Annotated in this window: 27 protein-coding genes, 1 tRNA gene and 1 riboswitch; of the genes, 19 read left to right on the top strand and 9 right to left on the bottom strand. The window is 40.7% G+C overall.

What is annotated here, in order from left to right; all coding sequences use genetic code 11:
- From CW370_RS07685 to CW370_RS07675, 3 genes are all read left to right on the top strand, one after another.
- Positions 1-1,131, top strand: a complete 1,131-nt coding sequence (locus CW370_RS07685; RefSeq protein WP_080262695.1) for a M14 family metallopeptidase — start codon at positions 1-3, stop codon at positions 1,129-1,131.
- A 61-nt stretch (positions 1,132-1,192) separates the two neighbouring features.
- A complete protein-coding gene (locus CW370_RS07680; protein WP_080262696.1) occupies positions 1,193-2,254 on the top strand; it encodes a hypothetical protein in 1,062 nt (353 codons plus the stop codon).
- A 2-nt stretch (positions 2,255-2,256) separates the two neighbouring features.
- A complete protein-coding gene (locus tag CW370_RS07675) occupies positions 2,257-2,571 on the top strand; it encodes an MTH1187 family thiamine-binding protein (protein WP_003230139.1) in 315 nt (104 codons plus the stop codon).
- Positions 2,572-2,602: 31 nt separating this feature from the next.
- Here the strand turns inward: CW370_RS07675 and CW370_RS07670 are convergent, their stop codons facing one another.
- Entirely contained in the window at positions 2,603-2,776 is a 174-nt protein-coding gene (locus CW370_RS07670; protein WP_003230141.1) for a DUF2759 domain-containing protein, read from the bottom strand.
- 156 nt (positions 2,777-2,932) lie between these two features.
- Here CW370_RS07670 and CW370_RS07665 point away from each other — a divergent pair, with 156 nt between their 5' ends.
- Positions 2,933-3,568 carry an MBL fold metallo-hydrolase gene (locus tag CW370_RS07665; protein ID WP_024573396.1) on the top strand — a complete coding sequence of 212 codons (636 nt, stop codon included), beginning with the start codon at positions 2,933-2,935 and terminating at the stop codon, positions 3,566-3,568.
- A gap of 39 nt (positions 3,569-3,607) precedes the next feature.
- Here the strand turns inward: CW370_RS07665 and CW370_RS07660 are convergent, their stop codons facing one another.
- Positions 3,608-3,853: a DUF2626 domain-containing protein gene (locus tag CW370_RS07660; protein ID WP_003226300.1), complete on the bottom strand. Its 246-nt coding sequence runs from the start codon at positions 3,851-3,853 to the stop codon at positions 3,608-3,610.
- 231 nt (positions 3,854-4,084) lie between these two features.
- Between CW370_RS07660 and mgsR the strand changes: the two genes are divergently transcribed.
- On the top strand, positions 4,085-4,465 hold the full coding sequence (mgsR, locus tag CW370_RS07655) for a transcriptional regulator MgsR (protein WP_003230147.1): 381 nt from the start codon (positions 4,085-4,087) through the stop codon (positions 4,463-4,465).
- Between the two features lie 66 nt (positions 4,466-4,531).
- On the opposite strand, the gene CW370_RS07650 is transcribed toward mgsR, so the two are convergent.
- Positions 4,532-4,602, bottom strand: a tRNA-Gln gene (locus tag CW370_RS07650).
- Positions 4,603-4,687: 85 nt separating this feature from the next.
- Here CW370_RS07650 and rsbRD point away from each other — a divergent pair.
- On the top strand, positions 4,688-5,524 hold the full coding sequence (gene rsbRD, locus CW370_RS07645) for an RsbT co-antagonist protein RsbRD (RefSeq protein ID WP_015384093.1): 837 nt from the start codon (positions 4,688-4,690) through the stop codon (positions 5,522-5,524).
- 52 nt (positions 5,525-5,576) lie between these two features.
- Here rsbRD and CW370_RS07640 read toward each other — a convergent pair whose 3' ends face one another.
- On the bottom strand, positions 5,577-6,905 hold the full coding sequence (locus CW370_RS07640) for a hemolysin family protein (RefSeq protein WP_024573395.1): 1,329 nt from the start codon (positions 6,903-6,905) through the stop codon (positions 5,577-5,579).
- Positions 6,906-7,047: 142 nt separating this feature from the next.
- On the opposite strand from CW370_RS07640, the gene corA reads away from it, so the two are divergent.
- The 9 genes from corA (at position 7,048) to CW370_RS07590 (ending at position 12,589) form a co-directional block, all read left to right on the top strand.
- On the top strand, positions 7,048-8,001 hold the full coding sequence (gene corA, locus CW370_RS07635) for a magnesium transporter CorA (protein WP_015483432.1): 954 nt from the start codon (positions 7,048-7,050) through the stop codon (positions 7,999-8,001).
- Between the two features lie 396 nt (positions 8,002-8,397).
- Positions 8,398-9,468 carry a competence protein ComGA gene (comGA, locus tag CW370_RS07625; protein ID WP_024573393.1) on the top strand — a complete coding sequence of 357 codons (1,071 nt, stop codon included), beginning with the start codon at positions 8,398-8,400 and terminating at the stop codon, positions 9,466-9,468.
- Positions 9,455-10,492, top strand: coding sequence for a comG operon protein ComGB (gene comGB, locus CW370_RS07620; RefSeq protein WP_101169545.1), 1,038 nt, complete (start codon positions 9,455-9,457; stop codon positions 10,490-10,492). The genes comGA and comGB overlap by 14 nt, the downstream gene beginning before the upstream one ends.
- A 13-nt stretch (positions 10,493-10,505) precedes the next feature.
- Entirely contained in the window at positions 10,506-10,802 is a 297-nt protein-coding gene (gene comGC / locus CW370_RS07615) for a comG operon protein ComGC (protein WP_101169544.1), read from the top strand.
- Positions 10,792-11,223 (top strand): comG operon protein ComGD, encoded by a 432-nt coding sequence (gene comGD / locus CW370_RS07610; RefSeq protein WP_024573390.1) that lies wholly within the window; start codon positions 10,792-10,794, stop codon positions 11,221-11,223. Before comGC ends, comGD begins: the two co-directional genes overlap by 11 nt.
- Complete coding sequence (gene comGE, locus CW370_RS07605; RefSeq protein ID WP_086344081.1) at positions 11,207-11,554, top strand: ComG operon protein 5; 348 nt, start codon at positions 11,207-11,209, stop codon at positions 11,552-11,554. Before comGD ends, comGE begins: the two co-directional genes overlap by 17 nt.
- 25 nt (positions 11,555-11,579) lie before the next feature.
- Positions 11,580-11,963 (top strand): ComG operon protein ComGF, encoded by a 384-nt coding sequence (gene comGF, locus CW370_RS07600; RefSeq protein ID WP_101169543.1) that lies wholly within the window; start codon positions 11,580-11,582, stop codon positions 11,961-11,963.
- Complete coding sequence (gene comGG, locus CW370_RS07595; RefSeq protein WP_086344080.1) at positions 11,964-12,338, top strand: ComG operon protein ComGG; 375 nt, start codon at positions 11,964-11,966, stop codon at positions 12,336-12,338.
- A gap of 71 nt (positions 12,339-12,409) precedes the next feature.
- Entirely contained in the window at positions 12,410-12,589 is a 180-nt protein-coding gene (locus CW370_RS07590) for a YqzE family protein (protein ID WP_003230176.1), read from the top strand.
- Positions 12,590-12,630: 41 nt separating this feature from the next.
- Here CW370_RS07590 and CW370_RS07585 read toward each other — a convergent pair whose 3' ends face one another.
- Positions 12,631-12,957 (bottom strand): YqzG/YhdC family protein, encoded by a 327-nt coding sequence (locus CW370_RS07585; RefSeq protein WP_024573388.1) that lies wholly within the window; start codon positions 12,955-12,957, stop codon positions 12,631-12,633.
- Positions 12,958-13,229: 272 nt separating this feature from the next.
- On the opposite strand from CW370_RS07585, the gene tapA reads away from it, so the two are divergent.
- The 3 genes from tapA (at position 13,230) to tasA (ending at position 15,396) form a co-directional block, all read left to right on the top strand.
- Positions 13,230-13,991, top strand: coding sequence for an amyloid fiber anchoring/assembly protein TapA (gene tapA / locus CW370_RS07580; RefSeq protein WP_101169542.1), 762 nt, complete (start codon positions 13,230-13,232; stop codon positions 13,989-13,991).
- Positions 13,975-14,547 carry a signal peptidase I SipW gene (gene sipW, locus CW370_RS07575; protein ID WP_003246088.1) on the top strand — a complete coding sequence of 191 codons (573 nt, stop codon included), beginning with the start codon at positions 13,975-13,977 and terminating at the stop codon, positions 14,545-14,547. The genes tapA and sipW overlap by 17 nt, the downstream gene beginning before the upstream one ends.
- A 63-nt stretch (positions 14,548-14,610) precedes the next feature.
- Positions 14,611-15,396: a biofilm matrix protein TasA gene (gene tasA, locus CW370_RS07570; protein ID WP_101169541.1), complete on the top strand. Its 786-nt coding sequence runs from the start codon at positions 14,611-14,613 to the stop codon at positions 15,394-15,396.
- Positions 15,397-15,488: 92 nt separating this feature from the next.
- On the opposite strand, the gene sinR is transcribed toward tasA, so the two are convergent.
- The 4 genes from sinR to CW370_RS07550 all read right to left on the bottom strand — a co-directional run bounded on the left by sinR (position 15,489) and on the right by CW370_RS07550 (position 18,702).
- Complete coding sequence (gene sinR, locus CW370_RS07565; protein ID WP_003226345.1) at positions 15,489-15,824, bottom strand: transcriptional regulator SinR; 336 nt, start codon at positions 15,822-15,824, stop codon at positions 15,489-15,491.
- A 33-nt stretch (positions 15,825-15,857) separates the two neighbouring features.
- Entirely contained in the window at positions 15,858-16,031 is a 174-nt protein-coding gene (gene sinI, locus CW370_RS07560) for an anti-repressor SinI (RefSeq protein ID WP_003230187.1), read from the bottom strand.
- Positions 16,032-16,213: 182 nt separating this feature from the next.
- Positions 16,214-17,008 carry a YqhG family protein gene (locus tag CW370_RS07555; protein WP_003230200.1) on the bottom strand — a complete coding sequence of 265 codons (795 nt, stop codon included), beginning with the start codon at positions 17,006-17,008 and terminating at the stop codon, positions 16,214-16,216.
- Positions 17,009-17,028: 20 nt separating this feature from the next.
- Complete coding sequence (locus CW370_RS07550; protein ID WP_101169540.1) at positions 17,029-18,702, bottom strand: DEAD/DEAH box helicase; 1,674 nt, start codon at positions 18,700-18,702, stop codon at positions 17,029-17,031.
- A 168-nt stretch (positions 18,703-18,870) separates the two neighbouring features.
- A riboswitch (glycine riboswitch) is annotated at positions 18,871-18,972 on the top strand.
- Positions 18,973-19,143: 171 nt separating this feature from the next.
- Between CW370_RS07550 and gcvT the strand changes: the two genes are divergently transcribed.
- On the top strand, positions 19,144-20,232 hold the full coding sequence (gene gcvT / locus CW370_RS07545; RefSeq protein WP_101169539.1) for a glycine cleavage system aminomethyltransferase GcvT: 1,089 nt from the start codon (positions 19,144-19,146) through the stop codon (positions 20,230-20,232).
- Positions 20,233-20,244 lie beyond the last annotated feature (12 nt).

Here is a 20,244-nt window from a genome sequence, read left to right as displayed (position 1 = left end):
ATGATGGCGTTTATTACGGTGAAACCTGAGATCAAGAACAATTTGGCCAGAGTGGCGAAAGAACTGAAGATAGACGAGGAATTGCTTAAAAGTGCAAATCGCTCCGCACAAAAACATCAATTGTATTGCCCTGGTTATGTGATAGAGGAGCATAGCGGCAAAGAGCTTCAAACCATTCAGGACATAAAGCGCTTTTTACAGCCTCGGCAGCTGAAACTTTCTGATAGCTGGATTGAGCAAGAGAAAATCTATGATGATTCAGCTGTTGAAAAGGAAATAAAGAAGATTATTGATGTTTTTCCGTTTGTCTCATGCCGGGAAATTGGCCGTTCTGTACTCGGCAGGCCTATCTGGGAGCTGAAGGCTGGTGGGGAGCATGCCGTAAAAAAGGTCCATATGAACGCGTCATTTCATGCGAATGAGTGGATTACAACGTCTGTCCTGCTAAAATGGTTTAAGGAATACTGTATGTCATTATGCTGCAATTCGTCTTTCTTTGGCTTTTCTCCCATGAAGCTGTTTAACAGCACATCCTTATCCCTCGTTCCTCTTGTCAATCCGGATGGCGTTGATCTTGTTTTAAACGGATCAGAAGTCATGGGAGCCAGAAGAGATGAGCTCGAAAGGCTAAATGAACATCGTCCGAATTTTAATGAATGGAAGGCGAATATAAACGGGGTTGATTTAAATAAACAATTTCCATCATTATGGGAAATTGAAAAATACCGAAAACCGACAGCACCCAGCTACCGCGATTTTCCGGGAATCTCTCCGCTTACGGAGCCGGAATCCATTGCGATGTACCGGCTGATCACGGAGAATCCGCCTGACAGACTGCTGGCTCTTCATACTCAAGGAGAAGAAATTTATTGGGGCTATAAAGGCCTTGAGCCTGAGGAATCTGCTGCCGTCATAAAAGAGTTTGAGGAGTTAAGCGGGAACATTTATAAGGGAGTAAGGGATATAGACAGCTATGCTGGATTTCGTGATTGGTTTATTCACCATTATTTTAAGGAAGGATATACGGTGGAACTTGGAAAAGGCCAAAATCCTTTGCCGTTTCAGCAGTTTTCACACATATATAACGCCACAAGCGGCATCTTGTGGAGGGCGTTATTTTTTTATGAATAACTGAAACTTTTTCTTTTTTCTGCCGAAGCAAATATGAGAGAATAAAGATGATCGGAGGGGAATGCTGATGAGATCAGTTTGTTTTATTCTGCTGGCGGTATTGCTGTTTAGTTTATCGGCATGCGAACCATCTCATCAGCAGCAAAAACAGGCATCGGCGGCAAAAGATGAGAAAAAAGACATCATACCGCTTTCCACGGAAAAAGCGGATGGGGCGGAAGGCTGGCTGAATAACAGCACAATATTATATACTGCGTCTAATCCGACAAAAACAGAGCTTTTTGCGTACCGCATCTTTACAGGCAAAGCGAAAAAGCTCTATCAAACGGATGGTCAAATCGTTGATGTTCAAATCAATGCGAGGGAGCAGATGATTCTGCTGCAAATCACACATAGCCAAAAGACGGCAGTAGTTTTGCTTAATGCAGAAGGGGAGACGCTTTACGAAAAAGATTACGAAACGTATGAGCTGGAGGCTGCTTGGAATCATTATGATCCTTATCAAATGATGGTGACGGAATTCAATGAAAACTGGGATTTCCATACATATCAGGTGAATGCTAAAAAAGACGAATCTTTCTTAAGCCCGGTACAGGTTCCGTTCATTCATTGGACATCCAAAAATACATTTGATTATGTAAAAGAGGGAAGAGACGATAAAACAGGGCCTTTATATACGTTCGATACAGCTTCTAAGACGGAACAGAAGCTTGAGGATGACGTTCTATTCTTCGATTCTTTCCATAAAATGAGTTTTACTGTCAAATCAGCTTCCGGAGGAAAAGGGACGTATCAGTTTAAAACGCCGCAATCAACATCACCTGTTACAGCGAAATGGCCGCTCCAAGCGAAATATACAAGTTTGGCTCCAATGGAGTATGACTATGATGAAGCAGGAGGCCTGTTTTATACATTCAAACAAAGCGGCGATGCATATAAGCTCGCAGCAGTCAATGTAGCATCGGGAGAGACAAAAGATCTTGTGTCTCTGCGGGAAATGGAGCCGATTCAAATATCTCCGAACGGGAAATATGCGTTATACGGCTTTCATTTTGAGCAAATTATTTTATTGAAATCACATGAAACGAAGCAACTCATCATTGATCAAAAGGAGATGAAATAACGATGGCTATCGCAGATGTAACCATTATCCCAATCGGTACTGAAACACCCAGTGTCAGTGCTTACGTAGCCGATGTGCAAAAGATATTAGAAGGATATCAAGCAGAAGGGAAAATCAAATATCAGCTGACACCGATGAATACGCTGATCGAGGGAGAACTCAGTGACCTTTTTGCAGTCATTCAGGCAATTCACGAAGCGCCATTTCAAAAAGGGTTGCACAGAGTGGCAACGAATATCCGCATCGATGACAGGCGTGACAAAAAAACGACGCTTGAGAGCAAAATAGAAAGTGTCAATAAACATTTACAGCCATAAAAATAAACCTGTATCCGATCGGATACAGGTTTTAATGTGCGGTTGGATACCCGCTGTTTATTACGGTCATCACGGTAAACCATCCAAAGACAAATAAGGTGGCACCGGCTAATAAAAACCCGAGTATATTTTTATTTCTAACAGAACGCAAGACTCCCCATAAAGCGAAAAGAGCGACAAGGCCGAAAATCACGACAAGTAACATAACACAGCCCCCTTTACATTGAAAAACCTGCAATTCTTTCCAGTATTATTCTACCTGTTTTTTATAGGTTTGTCGATAGCGTTTTCATTGCGATTGTTTGAATCTTTTTTTAAAAACCCTCATAATAAGAGCATAAAAAAGAAAGAGGTGATAATAGTGAAATGGAGACGAATGCCAGTAGGGCCGATTCAAGCGAACGCATATTTTCTCATCAGTGATGATCAATGCCTGATTTTTGATCCGGGCGGCGAGGGACATAAAATCAATCAATACATAAAAGAAAAAGGGCTGACGCCTTTAGCCATTTTGCTTACACATGCCCATTTTGACCATATTGGGGCGCTTGATGAAGTGAGAGAAAAATGGGATATCCCTGTTTACCTGCATCAAAATGAAAAAAATTGGCTTACGGACGCTTCTTTAAACGGTTCCGGCATGCTGCGAGGGATAGAAATCACAGCTAAACCTGCAGATCATTTAATTGAAGGTGACGGTGAGTTGAATATCGGGCCGTTTCATTTGGAAACATTATTTACGCCGGGGCATTCACCAGGCAGTGTGTCTTACTACGTGAAAGATGCAGACTTGGTCATTTCCGGAGATGTTTTGTTCCAAGGCGGTATAGGACGTACGGATTTAATAGGCGGCGATCAAGAGACACTGCTGACGTCCATTCATGAAAAACTGCTTACGCTTCCGGAACACACGCTGGTGTTAAGCGGCCATGGACCTGAAACAGACGTACTGACTGAGCAGGACCAAAATCCGTTTTTAAATGGGTTTTCATTGTAAAAAAAGAGACAAACCGATAAGGTTTGTCTCTTTCTGCATTTAATGGCCTCCGCCGCCGGGCACCATAATAAAAATTGAGTAATATGTAAAGCCGGCGAAGAAAATTGTTAAATAAGCGCCAAAAATATAAATATACATGCGTTCGGTTAAGTTCAAATACGATAGAAACACAAATAAGATCGTCTGTCCAAAAAATAAAAGGGAAGCATCTTTCATATCACCTAAATAAAACATGACTGCAAAAATTCCCGTCCAAAATCCTAACACCCGGAACATGCGATTCATTTTTATCCCCTCCCGAGAGTCCCTCTGACTGTTATTATAATAGATCACACCTAGAAATGTAAACATTTTCATTATTAATATACAAATGGAATTTGTCCCTTTGATTGTGTTTTCTATTGTATGAATGTTTTTTAAAAAATAATCCGAAAAAAGTTCTGTAAATGGTTTAAATGAAAAATGATCCGGGTAGTTATTCTACAAAGAGATGGTTAACTGAGGAGGAAAAAACGAATGGAACAACAATTAACTTTTTACTCATATCCAAGCTGCACGTCATGCCGAAAAACAAAACATTGGCTTAAAGCACATCAAATTGAATTTAACGAACGGCACTTATTCAGAGAAACCCCGACAAGAGAAGAATTAAAGTACATTTTATCATTAACGACAGAAGGAATTGATGAAATTTTGGCGACAAGAAGCCAGACTTTCAAAAATTTAAATTTAAACATTGAAGAAATGACGGTAAATGAGGTGCTGGAACTTTTAATCGAGAAGCCTAAGCTTTTGCGACGCCCGATTCTAGTGGACAACAAAAAGCTGGTGATTGGTTATAACCCGGGAGAACTGTTGAAGTTATCAAAGAAGAAAACGGTTCATCAATCTGCATGATGAAAAACCGAAGATCCGCTGATTTATACGAATCAGCTTATCTTCGGTTTTTCACCTGTTCAGAAACTGGGCTAGCTGGATTCGAACCAACGATCACGGAGTCAAAGTCCATTGCCTTACCGCTTGGCTATAGCCCATTGAATGTAAACATAGTATGTGTAAAGGCAGATGCGTTATACATATAAAGCATAATTTTTCAAAAACAGGAGGTAACTCATTAAGATGATAGCTCTTGATCAGCACTTAACAGAGCACAAAGAAGATATCACGCAACAATGGCTGGAAGTTTGTACGTCAAAAGGCAGCTGGTTGTATTCAGCGAAAGATCAGCAAAAACTAGAACAAAAGTTAAAAGACCAGCATGAATTATTGGTGACCATCGTAGCAAAATCCCTTAGAAAAGAAGACGTAGAGGATGAGCTCAACCGGTGGTCTCTTCAATGCGCCAGAGACCGTGCCGTTCATGAAGTGACGGTAACAGAAAGTGTCGGCCAGTTTAACACCTTCAGGCACATCATGTTTGAATGGATTCAGAAATTCAGCGAAGCTTCTTCCCAAGACATCAGCATTCAGGATTTTTATGAGTGGAGCCGGATCTTGAATCAAAACATTGATGAGATCATAGAAGTGTTTACGGAAGAATATCACCAGGTGACCATGATACAATTAAACGCGCAAAAAGAAATGATTAATGAATTAAGTGCGCCGATTATGCCGATTACTGATGGAATTGGGATTCTTCCGCTTGTCGGTGAAATTGATACGTACAGAGCGAGGACGATTTTGGAGTCTGTGCTGGAGCAGTGCTCAGCGTTAAAGCTCTCGTATTTATTTTTAGATATTTCGGGCGTTCCTATCGTTGATACCATGGTAGCCTATCAAATTTTTAAAGTGATTGACAGCACCAAATTGCTCGGCATTGAGACGATTATTTCAGGAATCAGGCCGGAAATTGCCCAAACTGTCGTGAAGCTGGGTCTGGATTTTTCGAATGTGAAAACCGAGCAAAGTCTTGCTAAAGCCCTGGCCAATAAAGGGTTTAAAATAAAAGAGTGTTGATGCCTTTGCCATGTTTATCTTGAAAGATAGCAGCTGAACAGCCTTTCACGGGCTATTCAGCTTTTTTAACTTCTATAAATAAAATGTGATGGCTGTTGATGTCTTTTACCTTAAAAGAGTAGCCATCATATTCTATGGTACTTTCAGGCTCAGCGTCTATGTTTTGTGTCAAAAACCAGCCGCCCAAGGTGTCTACTTCTGCGTCTGACAAATCGGTTCCAAGCAGGCTGTTAACATCGCTGATTAATAATTTTGCATTTAACAAGTAATGATCCTTTCCAAGTTCGCGGATATGAGGCACTTCATCCGCATCAAATTCATCACGGATTTCTCCTACAATTTCCTCGATAATATCTTCGACAGTGACCAAACCGGACGTCCCGCCATATTCATCTATGAGGATCGCCATATGAGTGCGTTCCTTTTGCATTTTCAGCAGTAGTTTATAAATAGGAATCGTCTCAATGACATGCATAACGGGCTGTACGAAAGGTTCAATTTGATGCTTCTTGATTGAAAAATCTTTCGTCAGCATGGAAAACAGCACTTCTTTCATATTAATCACGCCAATGACGTTATCTTTATCCTCTCTTATAACCGGGTACCGTGTATATTTTGTTTGCTTGACTGTTTCCTGAAGATTTGAAATGGAGTCTTCATCTAGTGACAAACTAACCATTTCATTTCGCGGCACCATAATTTCCTTTGCCATTCGTTTATCAAAGGTGAAGATATTATTCATGTACTTTAATTCACTTTTTCTGATCTCGCCGCTTTTATAGCTTTCAGCCAATAGGACCCGAAGTTCTTCCTCTGTATAAGCCAGCTCATGCTCTGATGCCGGCTTCAGCCCAAACACTCCTGTAATCAATCGGGCAGAGTGGTTCAACAGCCAAATGAATGGAAACATGATCTTATAAAACCAAATAAGCGGTTTAGCGAACAACAAGGTAATGCTTTCTGCTTTTTGAATGGCGAAACTCTTTGGCGCCAGTTCCCCAATAACGACATTTAAATACGTAACCGCTAAAAATGCGATGACGAGTGAAAGCAGGTGGGTAAGCGATTCATTTAAGCCTGCTTTATGAAAAAGCGGTCGAAGCAGAGTTTGCACAGTCGGTTCCCCAAGCCATCCCAGTCCTAAAGCTGCGACTGTGATGCCCAGCTGACAGGCTGATAAATATTCATCAAGGTGAGTGATGACATGCTTTGCCGCTTTAGCACCTTTCTTTCCTTTTGCGACAAGCTGATCAATTTTGGACCGCCGCACTTTTACGATTGAAAATTCTACGGCAACAAAAAATCCTGTTAACAAAATGAGAATAGCGACTGCTAGTAAATTGACAAATTCCAAAACAACTGCCTTCTCCAAGGAAGGCATGCACCTCCCTTTTCCGATGTCTTTCTACATTCCATACCACCTGAAAATGCTCATAAAACATGTGTGGAAGCGGCAGACTGGTTTAGTGACGCGGTTATTGGGCAATTAAAGAATAAAGAACAAAAGTTTGGAGGATCTTGACATGAAGGCACATACAGGAAAGGATTGGTTTTGGTACCAAATGGGGCCTCAAGAAAGAAGTAAGGCAAGAGATCTAATCCATTTTTCTCACTGGCCTCAGTGTGAAAAGTGGTTTGAAAATAACCACCACGTTAATTTTTTGCGGGTAGATACAACTGAAACGGAAAATGAAGCGGTATTTGGGTCGATTGTTTATGATCAGGGGCTTGGTGAAGAAAAAGACCATACTGTTTTTCACTTTTATATCACCAGACAATATTTTTTTACAATCAACTTTGACTTTTCGATTTTGAGAGAGATTAAAGGCAAAGAAGTTGTCCGGCAAATGGAACGAGCGGACAATGCGATAGAGGGGTTTTTAATTCTGCTCGGCGAACTAATGAATGCGTATTTAATCGGTGTTGATGAATTTGAAGTAAAGCTGAGAAAGCTCAGATGGCAGATTAAAGACGACAATAGCAAAAGCATTTTAAACCGCGTCCATCTCCTGCGCCATGAACTGATGATTTGGAAAAATTTGATACTAAGCGCTAAAAAAATTGAAATGGCGTTGAAAGAAACCTTTTTACCTCAAAATGAAGAGAAAAAGGATTATCAGCGGACACAACTGAAGATTGACAGGGGATTTACATACATCAGCGAATTTGAAGGGGAGCTTAACAATCTGCTGCATTCAGAGGAAGTCATTACCTCACATAGGGGGAATGAAATTGTAAAAGCACTGACCATTTTCACGACGCTTTTTACGCCGATTACAGCTCTGGGTGCCTTATGGGGGATGAACTTTTCAGTGATGCCGGAACTGAATTGGAAATACGGATATCTCTTTTCTCTCTTATTGATTGTCACATCTACAGTTCTGATCTATCTCTATTTGAGAAAAAAAGGCTGGACGGGAGATATGCTGCAGGAGCGGAAGAAGAAAAAGAAACCTCGAAAAAGGCGGACTCTATAGGATGTTTCATATTTTGTGCAGCGTGCCCCGCTTTTTCACCAGACATATCAGGGTGACCGGATACGATGACAGAGCATCAAATCCGCAGTTTATCGATTCTTGAAAATGACCAAATGACCGGTATTGTTGCATTAGGCGACCTTTCCGTTGAAAAAGATACTGGTCAAAAAGCGAAAACAGCATAATGAAAATGGAATCAAGCAGGCATGGTGACCATGTCTGCTTTTTTATTATTGGGAAAATTATAATGAAAGGGGCACATTCAGTTGGAAGTTTTTTTTCTTGCGAGAAAGAATTGGTTTTTCAGCATATAACGTCTCACAAAATCACGTTTTTCCTGTTTGATTACCGCTCCTTCTTTTTCTACAATATGCGTTGAAAGGAGAGGGAATCAAATTGGATTCAATAGAAAAGTTAAGCAAAAACTTGATTGAAGAGGCATATCTAACAAAGGCTTCTGATATTCACATCGTGCCGAGGGAGCGGGACGCTATCATTCATTTTCGGGTCGATCATGCCTTGCTGAAAAAAAGGGACATGAAAAAAGAAGAGTGCGTAAGGCTGATTTCACATTTTAAATTTCTTTCAGCAATGGATATAGGTGAAAGGCGAAAGCCGCAAAACGGTTCGCTTACGCTAAAGCTGAAAGAGGGAAATGTTCATTTAAGAATGTCAACGCTGCCCACAATTAATGAAGAAAGCCTCGTGATCAGAGTGATGCCCCAATACAATATCCCTTCGATTGATAAATTGTCGCTATTTCCGAAGACAGGAGCCACATTACTCTCGTTTTTAAAACATTCCCATGGCATGCTCATTTTTACCGGGCCAACTGGTTCAGGAAAGACTACCACATTATACTCTCTCGTTCAATATGCAAAAAAACACTTTAATCGAAATATTGTCACATTAGAGGACCCTGTTGAAACAAGGGACGAAGATGTTCTTCAGGTTCAGGTGAATGAAAAAGCCGGTGTAACTTATTCCGCAGGTCTGAAAGCAATTTTGCGCCATGATCCCGATATGATTATTTTAGGTGAGATCAGAGACGCGGAAACAGCTGAAATTGCGGTGCGGGCAGCGATGACGGGACATCTGGTACTGACGAGCCTTCATACGAGAGACGCAAAGGGCGCAATTTACAGACTGCTTGAATTCGGTATCAATATGAATGAAATTGAACAGACTGTCATTGCAATAGCGGCTCAGCGCTTGGTTGATTTGGCTTGCCCGTTTTGTGAAAACGGATGTTCATCAGTGTATTGTCGCCAGTCACGAAATACCAGGAGAGCTAGCGTTTATGAGCTTCTTTACGGGAAAAATCTTCAGCAATGTATCCAGGAGGCAAAAGGAAATCATGCAAATTACCAATATCAAACGCTTCGTCAAATTATCAGGAAAGGAATTGCGCTCGGCTATTTAACGACAAACAACTATGACCGGTGGGTTTATCATGAAAAAGATTAGAAAAGTCTGGTCGTTAAAGGATCAAGCGAGGTTATTAAAGCGGCTCGGTGAAATGACTGCGGGCGGATATACGCTTCTGGATGGATTACGCCTGATGGAACTTCAGATGAATAAGAGGCAGGCGGCTGACTTGACTGATACGGTCACTTGTTTGAGGGAAGGGGCTCCGTTTTATCAAGTACTAAAGAGTTTGTCATTTCATAAGGAAGCCGTAGGTATTTGTTATTTTGCTGAAACACATGGTGAACTGCCTGCTTCCATGATCCAGAGCGGAGAGCTGCTGGAACGAAAAATTGCACAGGCAGACCAGCTGAAAAGAGTGTTGCGCTATCCGCTTTTCCTCATTTTTACGGTCGCTGTCATGTTTTATATGTTACAGTCCATCATCATTCCTCAGTTTTCTGGTATCTATCAATCGATGAATATGGAAACCTCACGTTCAACCGATATGCTTTTTGCTTTTTTCCAGCATATTGATTTTGTGATCATTTTGCTGGCTCTTTTTACAGCAGGTATCGGGATTTATTATTGGCTTGTGTTTAAGAAAAAATCACCTGTCCGGCAAATGCTGATTTGTGTCAGGATTCCTTTGGTTGGAAAGCTTGTCAAGCTGTTTAACAGTTACTTTTTTTCTTTGCAGCTAAGCAGCCTTTTAAAATCAGGCCTCTCAATTTATGACAGCCTTAATGCATTTAAATATCAAACGTTTCTCCCTTTCTACCGCTGCGAGGCTGAACAATTGATTGAACGGCTAAAAGCCGGTGAGTCAATTGAAGCCGCTATTTGTGGAAGCCCTTTTTATGAAACTGATTTTTCAAAAGTCATATCTCACGGCCAGCTGAGCGGCCGATTGGATCGAGAGCTTTTCACATACAGCCAGTTCATATTGCAGCGGCTGGAACACAAGGCGCAAAAATGGACAGGCATCCTTCAGCCGATGATTTATGGATTTGTTGCTGCAATGATCTTACTTGTGTATTTATCTATGCTCTTGCCTATGTATCAGATGATGAATCAAATGTGAAAGGAAGAGGCTGATGAATGAGAAAGGATTTACACTTGTTGAAATGTTAATTGTGCTCTTTATTATTTCGATCTTGCTTTTAATTACGATACCGAACGTCACGAAACATAATCAAACCATTCAAAAAAAGGGCTGTGAAGGCCTACAAAACATGGTTAAGGCACAAATAACTGCATTTGCGCTTGATCATGAAGGACAAACTCCGAGCCTTGCCGATTTACAGTCAGAGGGCTATGTGAAAAAGGATGCTGTCTGTCCAAATGGGAAGCGCATTATCATCACCGGCGGAGAAGTTAAGGTTGAACATTAAATTAAACGAGGAGGAGGGGTTTACCCTTTTAGAAAGTTTGCTTGTGTTAAGCCTTGCCTCTATCCTCCTGGTTGCCGTCTTCACTACACTTCCTCCTGCTTATGACAATACAGCTGTCCGACAGGCAGCAAGGCAGCTGAAAAATGATATTATGCTCACACAGCAGACTGCTATTTCCCGTCAACAAAGAACAAAAATTCTCTTTCATAAAAAAGAATATCAATTAGTCATTGGTGATACGGTTATTGAACGTCCGTATGCAACGGGACTTTCTATAGAACTGCTGACATTAAAAGACCGTTTGGAATTTAATGAGAAAGGGCACCCGAATGCAGGCGGAAAAATACGAGTAAAAGGCCATGCCGTTTATGACATAACAGTTTATCTAGGGAGCGGGAGAGTCAATGTGGAGAGAAAATAAAGGTTTTTCTACAATAGAAACAATGTCTGCGCTAAGCCTGTGGCTGTTTGTGCTGCTGACAGTCGTCCCCTTGTGGGACAAGCTGATAGCTGATGAAAAAATGGCGGAATCACGAGAAATCGGCTATCAGATGATGAATGAGAGCATTAGCAAATATGTCATGAGTGGTGAAGGAGCCGCGTCAAAAACGTTTACAAAGAACAATCATATCTATGCAATGAAGTGGGAGGAGGAGGGCGAATATCAAAACGTATGTATCAAAGCCGCAGCTTATAAGGAAAAATCATTTTGCCTCAGCATCCTGCAGACAGAATGGCTACACGCTTCTTAACGTATTATTTTCGCTCTCAGTCTTTTTGCTCATATCAGGATCGTTAGCTGCGATTTTCCATCTGTTTTTGTCTCGACAGCAGGAACATGACGGTTTCACACAGCAAGAATGGATGATTTCGGTAGAACAGATGATGAATGAATGCAAGGAGTCACAGGCAGTTAAGACAGCCGAGCATGGGAGCGTGTTAATCTGCACCAATCTTTCCGGGCAGGACATCCGTTTCGAAATTTATCATTCAATGATAAGAAAAAGAGTGGATGGCAAAGGGCATGTTCCGATTTTAGATCATATTACTGCCATGAAAGCTGATATTAAAAATGGTGTTGTTTTGCTGAAAATTGAGAGTGAGGACCAAAAAGTGTATCAAACTGCTTTTCCAGTCTATTCGTATTTAGGAGGGGGGTGAATGTATCGTACAAGAGGGTTTATTTATCCAGCTGTTCTTTTTGTGTCAGCGCTTGTGCTGTTAATCGTGAACTTTGCTGCTTCTCAATATATTTCACGCTGCATGTTTGAGAAGGAAACAAAAGAGTTATACATAGGAGAGAATTTGCTTCAAAATGGGGTGCTTCTTTCGATTCGGCATGTTCTAGAGGAACGGAAAGGCCAGGAGGGTACGCAGCAATTTCCATATGGACGGGTTTCTTATTACATTCATGATACATCGATAAAAGAGCAAAAAGAAATCAACTTAAGAGTGTCAACGGAGTCGGGAACAGAAAGAACTGCACAGATCGTGTTTGATCAAAAACAGAAAAAACTGCTGAGATGGACAGAATAAAACAGTGTAAAGGGTATAAAAAAAGTCATGTGAGACAACACTTCATAATAATTGAATAATGAGGTGATCACGTGAAAACGAATGATTATGTTAAATATATGACGCAGCAATTTGTCAAATATATAGATACTCCGAGAGATGAGCGAAAAGAACGTAAAGAGGTGCGGAAAGAAACAAAAACGCCTGTTTCCCAGCAGTGGTTCGGTATTTTACCCTATGGCTTCCGGCTTTGGCTGAAACGGAAAAAATAACCGCAAATAAACGAGTAAGGTCCTTCAAAAAATGGAGGACCTTATTGATATTCTTCTAATATGGCAATTTTATTGACCTTTTGGCTATAAGGATCAAATGAAATCGTCACAAAAACGCCGAATTCTTTTGACCCTTCCCTCAGAGTTAAATGGTATTGCTTCACTGCTTCATCTTTTCTTTTACGGTCCCATACTTTTTGTTTGAACAGTACCTGTGCGAGCGGGTACCTTTTTTTTGCTTCTTTTACAGCAATCTCTTCCCATTTGGACATGTGGCGGGCGGTTATAAGCGGTGTTTCTTCTGCGTGAGCGGCTGTGGTGCCAAAGACGAGAAGAGATAGACAAATCACACATTGTTTGATCATCATGCTGTCACCCTTTCTTTGTTTATTATTACCAAATAATAATGGAATATGCATTTAAATTCTCACATAACAATCCCAAAAATTTCAAAAAAATTGAAAAATTGAGCAATAGTGAGCAAGACTTTGTAATATGATGAAAACATTCTTTTAAACGAACGAAATGAGCGATTTCGGTGTTTTTAAATCTATAAATCGTTGATTATACTCTATTTGTGAAGTTCTTTAAAGAGAACGATTGTCATATCAAGTTACAGTGTTTTACAGGAGGGTAAGATATGTTTCGATTGTTTCACAATCAGCAAAATGCGAAGACGAAACTGAAAGTTCTGCTTATCTTTCAGCTTTCAGTCATTTTCAGTCTGACTGCCGCACTATGCTTACAATTTTCCGATGATACAAGCGCTGCTTTTCATGATATTGAAACATTTGATGTCTCACTTCAAACGTGTAAAGACTTTCAGCATACAGATAAAAACTGCCATTATGATAAACGCTGGGATCAAAGTGATTTGCACATATCAGATCAAACGGATACGAAAGGCACTGTATGCTCACCTTTCGCCTTATTTGCTGTGCTCGAAAATACAGGTGAGAAACTTAAGAAATCAAAGTGGAAGTGGGAGCTTCATAAGCTTGAAAATGCCCGCAAACCGTTAAAGGATGGGAACGTGATCGAAAAAGGATTTGTCTCCAATCAAATTGGCGATTCACTTTATAAAATTGAGACGAAGAAAAAAATGAAACCCGGCATTTATGCATTTAAAGTATATAAACCGGCAGGCTACCCGGCAAACGGCAGTACATTTGAGTGGTCGGAGCCTATGAGGCTTGCAAAATGCGATGAAAAACCGACAGTCCCTAAAAAAGAAACAAAGCCGGACGTCAAAAAGGAGAATGAAACAACACAAAAAGATATACAGGAAAAAACAATGAAAGAAGAAACATCTCAAGAAGCTGTAACCAAAGAAAAAGAAACTCAATCAGACCAGAAGGAAAGCGGGGAAGAGGATGAAAAAAGCAATGAAGCTGATCAGTAATATTTTATACGTGATCATCTTTACTCTTATTATTGTGCTGACACTTGTCGTGATTTCAACACGTTCATCCGGGGGAGAGCCGGCAGTGTTTGGGTATACGCTGAAATCAGTTCTGTCAGGTTCGATGGAGCCGGAGTTCAATACAGGTTCCTTAATATTGGTCAAAGAAATCACTGATGTGAAAGAGCTCCAAAAAGGTGACGTTATTACATTTATGCAGGATGCAAATACGGCGGTCACCCACAGAATTGTTGACATAACAAAGCAAGGAGACCATTTGTTATTTAAAACAAAAGGTGATAATAATGCAGCAGCTGATTCAGCGCCTGTATCGGACGAAAATGTTCGCGCGCAATACACAGGTTTTCAGCTTCCATATGCCGGCTATATGCTTCATTTTGCCAGTCAGCCGATTGGAACGGCTGTATTATTGATTGTTCCCGGCGTGATGCTGTTAGTTTACGCTTTTGTGACGATCAGCAGCGCCATTAGAGAAATTGAAAGAAAGACAAAAGCCTTGGAAACAGATACAAAGGACAGCACCATGTCTACTTAACTTCAGTTGTAAACCTGGCAACAGGTTTCGATATAAAATCATTCAATAAAAGGGGAGTTTACCATGGGTATGAAAAAGAAATTGAGTTTAGGAGTTGCTTCTGCAGCACTAGGATTAGCTTTAGTTGGAGGAGGAACATGGGCAGCATTTAACGACATTAAATCAAAGGATGCTACTTTTGCATCAGGTACGCTTGATTTATCTGCTAAAGAGAATTCAGCGAGTGTGAACTTATCAAATCTAAAGCCGGGAGATAAGTTGACAAAGGATTTCCAATTTGAAAATAACGGATCACTTGCGATCAAAGAAGTTCTAATGGCGCTTAATTATGGAGATTTTAAAGCAAACGGCGGCAGCAATACATCTCCAGAAGATTTCCTCAGCCAGTTTGAAGTGACATTGTTGACAGTTGGAAAAGAGGGCGGCAATGGTTACCCGAAAAACATTATTTTAGATGATGCGAACCTTAAAGACTTGTATTTGATGTCTGCTAAAAATGATGTAGCGGCTACTGAAAAAATCAAAAAACAAATTGACCCTAAATTCTTAAATGCAAGCGGTAAAGTCAATGTAGCAACAATTGACGGTAAAACTGCTCCTGAATATGATGGTGTTCCAAAAACACCAACTGACTTCGATCAGGTTCAAATGCAAATCCAATTCAAAGATGATAAAACAAAAGATGAAAACGGGCTTATGGTTCAAAATAAATATCAAGGCAACTCCATTAAGCTTCAATTCTCGTTCGAAGCTACACAGTGGAACGGCTTGACAATCAAAAAGGACCATACTGATAAAGACGGTTATGTGAAAGAAAATGAAAAAGCGCACAGCGAGGATAAAAATTAATAACAGCAATAAAAAGAGACGGCCCAGTATTCATATACTGGGCCGTCTCGATGTTTATTGACAAAAGAGGAGTTAGTGCCTCTGCTCAGGCACTACTCCTCTTTTTGAGATTTTCTCCATTTTTGATAATCTAAAAATTCACGAAATTGTTTTTTCGATACCCCGGATGTCATCGCATCGCGAACCAATTTCTCCCATTCACTATCTAATTGACCATCGTATTCGGTTTCATGTTTCTCATCGAGCAAAGTATGAACCGAGACGTCCAGAACAGCGGAGACTTTTTCGAGAAATTGAATGGAGGGGTTCGTTTGTAGATTTCGTTCTATTGAGCTTAAATAAGACTTCGCTACCCCAGCTTTTTCAGCTAGTTCTGATAGTGAGTAGCCTTTTTCTTTACGGTATTGTTTAATACGCTGGCCAATCAATGTCATCACCTTCCTTGTGATATTATAGCACATTCAGAAAGGATTTACGGTATGACTTCTGGCTGCCGGACCAGGATGAGCAGACTTTTTGTTTAAAAGTAAATATTTTCGTATTTCTTCCGGGCTGATATTTGCCTCTTTGGCTTCCACCATTAATTCAACCCATTCTTGATCCAATTCAAAGTGCTCTTGTTTTGCATTTTTCATGCAGTTTCTCCTCCTAAAATACTTGTTTATGTATTTCAGCCAGTCCGGCCATGACTTATTGTATGCTTCATTAGTCTCTGGAAGTCATTTGCCATTAAATCGCCAGAATTTTTTTCCAATATACCTTTATTATAATCGTATTTTCTCAAAAAAAACGAGAATGATGTCGAATGGTAAAAAAGTTAGCTTGAAATATTATTTTGCAGATAAAACAATCCGCCATTTTCAATTTCAACTGATATCTTTGGTTGATACAAGGTTTTCAGCGCCTGTTTTTCTAGATGGTATTCTTCTGGTTTTTCTTCTATATGCTCGTAAAACTTATCAAGCAATGTCATATCATTCTTCCACCTGTTAACCGCCTGTTCCGCCCAGTCGGACGGCTCCTGCATAGCGGATTTGGAAATATAGTTTTCCATACGCTTAAGTCCGCTTTCTGGTTTAATCATAGGTGAAATGGTGAAGCAATAGTCACATATTTGAGACGTCAGTGAAAACTGGGTCAGCTTGCTTTGAAAATCTTCAATTATCGTTCCAGAGACTAGGTGAAGACCTAGTGACAATAACTTATCCTTTTTCATGTCGGACTGGTATGAAATCGTGACATTTATACCAAGCCAAGGCTGAAGTGGGACTTTAGCTCCGGCTGATTCAATTTTCTCATACATTCTGGTAAATCTCCCATTTTGTTTAACAGCTTTAAATATTTGAAAAAGACGCGGGGCCCCAAAATATATAAATTCACCATCTAGGTCTTTTGGCGCATTTTCTTTATCTGTAATAAAAGTGATTTTCATTGGATTCGGATCACCGCCTGTCTTCTCGCGCCAATGCCAGTAGAAAGGGCGGTTCATGATTTGTTTGTCCATTTCAACTGTAAGCTGCACTGTCATATAGCCTAAGCCTTGATCGACGATTTGGCAGCTGTTTGCTTGAAAAAAACGCAGCAGAAAATCGTGAACCTCTTGCTGTCTCACTAATAAAACCTCCTTACAGGCTAAGATCCTCTTTTTTCAGCAGGCAGCTGTTTTTTATAAGACAAAAATGAGGTTAAGTTATCCATTTTTATTTTCATTTCTTCTTCTGTTGCTGAGTGATACAAAATGTCATGAAGGTGCTCTTCAAAATTGTTCACTTGAATTTTCGTTAAAATATCATCAAGTTCACCGACCACTTTTTCAAACAAATGAATTTTTTCATATAAAAGCTTTAGAATATGCTCTTCCACCGTATGTTTTGTCGCCATGTTATAAATGTGCACGTCACGCTCCTGCCCGAGTCTGTGAATTCTTCCGATTCTTTGCTCAAGCCGCATCGGGTTCCATGGCAGGTCATAGTTGATCATGTGATTGCAAAATTGCAGGTTAATTCCCTCACCGCCTGCTTCAGTTGCAATAAGGACTTGGATTTTTCCGCGGAAAAGATCCTTCATCCAGTCTTTTTTTCCACGTTTAAATCCGCCTCTAAACGGCACAGAACTGATGCCGTTTTGCTGAAGAAACCACTGCAGATAAATCTGGGTTGCACGGTATTCTGTAAAAATGATGACCTTATCGTCGATCTTTTTGATCAAGTCAACAACTTGAAGCGCTTTAGAGTTTTGTGTCACTTGATTGATGCGATCTATCAAAACTGAAATCGTATCCTCATCAATGGCAGGTGCTTGTTTCTCTTTTTGATCAAGCATCTTTTTCAGCGTCATATATACCGCTTCTCTGCTCGAACAGCATTCTCTTTGCAAGGTCATAATCGAGAACATGTTGGCTGGTTTATTGATACTTTCCTTCAAGCGAGAAATTTCATCATAAAGCGCCTGCTCTGATGGAGAAAATTGAATCGGCACTGTTTCAACATGGCGCTGTTTCCAATTCAGCCCTGTATCATGCCGCCTGTTACGGATCATGACTTTATTCACAAGATCTTTTAAATGTTCATGCGCTTCTAAACTGGATTTCTTCTTGGCGAACTCCTCCTGAAAGTGATTCTGACTGCCTAAATGGCCGGGTTTTAATAAGGACACCAAATTGAAAATCTCTTCGATACGGTTCTGGATTGGCGTCGCGGTAAGAAGCAGGCAATATTTTTTTACGAGATTCCGGACAAATTCATAGTTCTTCGTTTTGCTATTTTTCAGTTTGTGTGCCTCATCAATAATGACAAGATCATATGGGATAGACAGAACGATTTCTCGATGGGGCGAGCGCTTCGCGGTGTCTATTGATGAGACGACAATATCGCATTGCTCCCACACATAGCTTTTCTTTTGTTCAACAGCCGGAATCAAAAATTTTTCCTGAAGCTCTTTGACCCATTGTGACACAAGGGAAGCGGGCACAAGGATCAAAATTTTTTTTGCTAACCCGCGAATCATATATTCTTTTAGAATCAGTCCAGCTTCAACCGTTTTTCCGAGACCAACCTCATCTGCTAAAATCGCTTTCCCGTTCATTTTTTCAACCACTTTTTGCGCCACTTCAAGCTGGTGGGGGAGCGGCGTAAAGGAAGGCAGATATAAAGGAGCCCGTAAGCCTTCAAAATCTGGAATTGCTAATGTTTTCTGGATTTCTGCAGAGAGCTTGTACAGTTCCCAGTTTGCCCAAGGGCCATCGTTTTTCAGTCTTTCAGCAAATTCTTCAGGCCATTTTGCATCGTAGATCATTTCTGTATTCATTGCTTTGAAACCGCCTTTCTAATTCTTCGATTCTTAAGATGAACAATATAAGAAAAATCTGCCCAAATTGCTGTTGCCCAGCATATAGTGATGATGGTAGGATATGAGTATGTATTTGATGTAAGATATTGCTATAGTATGTCCATAACAGCATGAAAATATGAGCGAATGACAGCAAGGGGAGAGACCTGACCGAAAACCTCGGGATACAGGCGCCGAAGGAGCAAACTGCGGAGTGAATCTCTCAGGCAAAAGAACTCTTGCTCGACGCAACTCTGGAGAGTGTTTGTGCGGATGCGCAAACCACCAAAGGGGACGTCTTTGCGTATGCAAAGTAAACTTTCAGGTGCCAGGACAGAGAACCTTCATTTTACATGAGGTGTTTCTCTGTCCTTTTTTGTATGTTTTTTAGCTGCGCCGTTGATAAAGGGGAGGAATTAGATGCTGAAAAGAACGCCGTTATTTGACCTGTATAAGGAATATGGAGGAAAAACGATTGATTTCGGAGGTTGGGAGCTTCCTGTTCAATTTTCTTCTATAAAAAAAGAACACGAGGCTGTCCGAACTGCAGCCGGTTTGTTTGATGTATCTCATATGGGAGAAGTCGAAGTGTCAGGGAACGACAGTCTGTCTTTTTTGCAAAGATTGATGACAAATGATGTTTCCGCGTTAACGCCAGGCCGTGCTCAATATACAGCGATGTGTTACCCGGATGGCGGAACCGTCGATGATTTGCTTATCTATCAAAAAGGAGAGAACCGCTATCTGCTTGTCATTAATGCTTCTAATATAGATAAAGACTTGGCTTGGATGAAAGAACATGCAGCAGGTGATGTGCAGATTGACAATCAGTCAGATCAAATCGCGCTCTTGGCTGTACAGGGACCGAAAGCAGAAGCGATCTTAAAAAATCTGACAGATGCAGATGTGTCTGCATTAAAGCCGTTTGCGTTTATTGATGAAGCCGATATCAGCGGCCGCAAAGCACTTATTTCACGCACTGGCTATACGGGAGAAGACGGGTATGAAATTTACTGCCGCAGTGATGATGCTATGCATATTTGGAAAAAAATCATCGATGCAGGGGATGCATACGGATTGATTCCATGCGGTCTCGGTGCACGTGATACACTCCGGTTTGAAGCGAAGCTCCCGCTCTACGGTCAGGAGCTGACCCGGGATATTACACCGATTGAAGCAGGTATAGGCTTTGCTGTAAAGCACAAAAAGGAGTCTGACTTTTTTGGTAAGTCAGTATTGAGTGAACAAAAAGAAAACGGAGCGAAGCGCAAACTTGTCGGTCTCGAAATGATTGAAAAAGGGATACCGCGGCACGGATATGAGGTTTTTCAAAATGGCAGGTTTGTCGGAAAGGTGACAACCGGCACGCAGTCACCGACATTAGGGAAAAACGTCGGCCTTGCCTTAATTGATTCGGAAACGAGTGAGATCGGGACTGTTGTAGATGTAGAGATTCGCAAAAAATTAGTGAAAGCAAAGGTTGTCAAAACACCATTTTATAAACGCTAATATTTTTTCTTG

It is taken from the genome of Bacillus sp. SN32, assembly GCF_002837495.1.
Taxonomy (GTDB): Bacteria; Bacillota; Bacilli; order Bacillales; family Bacillaceae; genus Bacillus; species Bacillus subtilis.
The sequence above is the reverse complement of the archived record's forward strand: the minus strand, read 5'-3'. Positions and strand labels throughout refer to the sequence as shown.

Coding starts and splice junctions, on each gene's coding strand:
- CW370_RS07685 (WP_080262695.1), top strand. CDS start 1: ATGATGGCGTTTATTACGGTGAAACCTGAGATCAAGAACAATTTGGCC.
- gcvT (WP_101169539.1), top strand. CDS start 19,144: ATGCTGAAAAGAACGCCGTTATTTGACCTGTATAAGGAATATGGAGGA.
- CW370_RS07640 (WP_024573395.1), bottom strand. CDS start 6,905: ATGCCTTCCTTGGAGAAGGCAGTTGTTTTGGAATTTGTCAATTTACTA.
- comGB (WP_101169545.1), top strand. CDS start 9,455: ATGAAAAAGATTAGAAAAGTCTGGTCGTTAAAGGATCAAGCGAGGTTA.
- CW370_RS07675 (WP_003230139.1), top strand. CDS start 2,257: ATGGCTATCGCAGATGTAACCATTATCCCAATCGGTACTGAAACACCC.
- sinI (WP_003230187.1), bottom strand. CDS start 16,031: ATGAAAAATGCAAAACAAGAGCACTTTGAATTGGATCAAGAATGGGTT.
- sipW (WP_003246088.1), top strand. CDS start 13,975: ATGAAGCTGATCAGTAATATTTTATACGTGATCATCTTTACTCTTATT.
- CW370_RS07550 (WP_101169540.1), bottom strand. CDS start 18,702: ATGAATACAGAAATGATCTACGATGCAAAATGGCCTGAAGAATTTGCT.
- CW370_RS07680 (WP_080262696.1), top strand. CDS start 1,193: ATGCTGATGAGATCAGTTTGTTTTATTCTGCTGGCGGTATTGCTGTTT.
- tasA (WP_101169541.1), top strand. CDS start 14,611: ATGGGTATGAAAAAGAAATTGAGTTTAGGAGTTGCTTCTGCAGCACTA.
- CW370_RS07670 (WP_003230141.1), bottom strand. CDS start 2,776: ATGTTACTTGTCGTGATTTTCGGCCTTGTCGCTCTTTTCGCTTTATGG.
- mgsR (WP_003230147.1), top strand. CDS start 4,085: ATGGAACAACAATTAACTTTTTACTCATATCCAAGCTGCACGTCATGC.
- corA (WP_015483432.1), top strand. CDS start 7,048: ATGAAGGCACATACAGGAAAGGATTGGTTTTGGTACCAAATGGGGCCT.
- comGC (WP_101169544.1), top strand. CDS start 10,506: ATGAATGAGAAAGGATTTACACTTGTTGAAATGTTAATTGTGCTCTTT.
- tapA (WP_101169542.1), top strand. CDS start 13,230: ATGTTTCGATTGTTTCACAATCAGCAAAATGCGAAGACGAAACTGAAA.
- comGE (WP_086344081.1), top strand. CDS start 11,207: ATGTGGAGAGAAAATAAAGGTTTTTCTACAATAGAAACAATGTCTGCG.
- CW370_RS07585 (WP_024573388.1), bottom strand. CDS start 12,957: ATGATGATCAAACAATGTGTGATTTGTCTATCTCTTCTCGTCTTTGGC.
- CW370_RS07660 (WP_003226300.1), bottom strand. CDS start 3,853: ATGAATCGCATGTTCCGGGTGTTAGGATTTTGGACGGGAATTTTTGCA.
- rsbRD (WP_015384093.1), top strand. CDS start 4,688: ATGATAGCTCTTGATCAGCACTTAACAGAGCACAAAGAAGATATCACG.
- comGG (WP_086344080.1), top strand. CDS start 11,964: ATGTATCGTACAAGAGGGTTTATTTATCCAGCTGTTCTTTTTGTGTCA.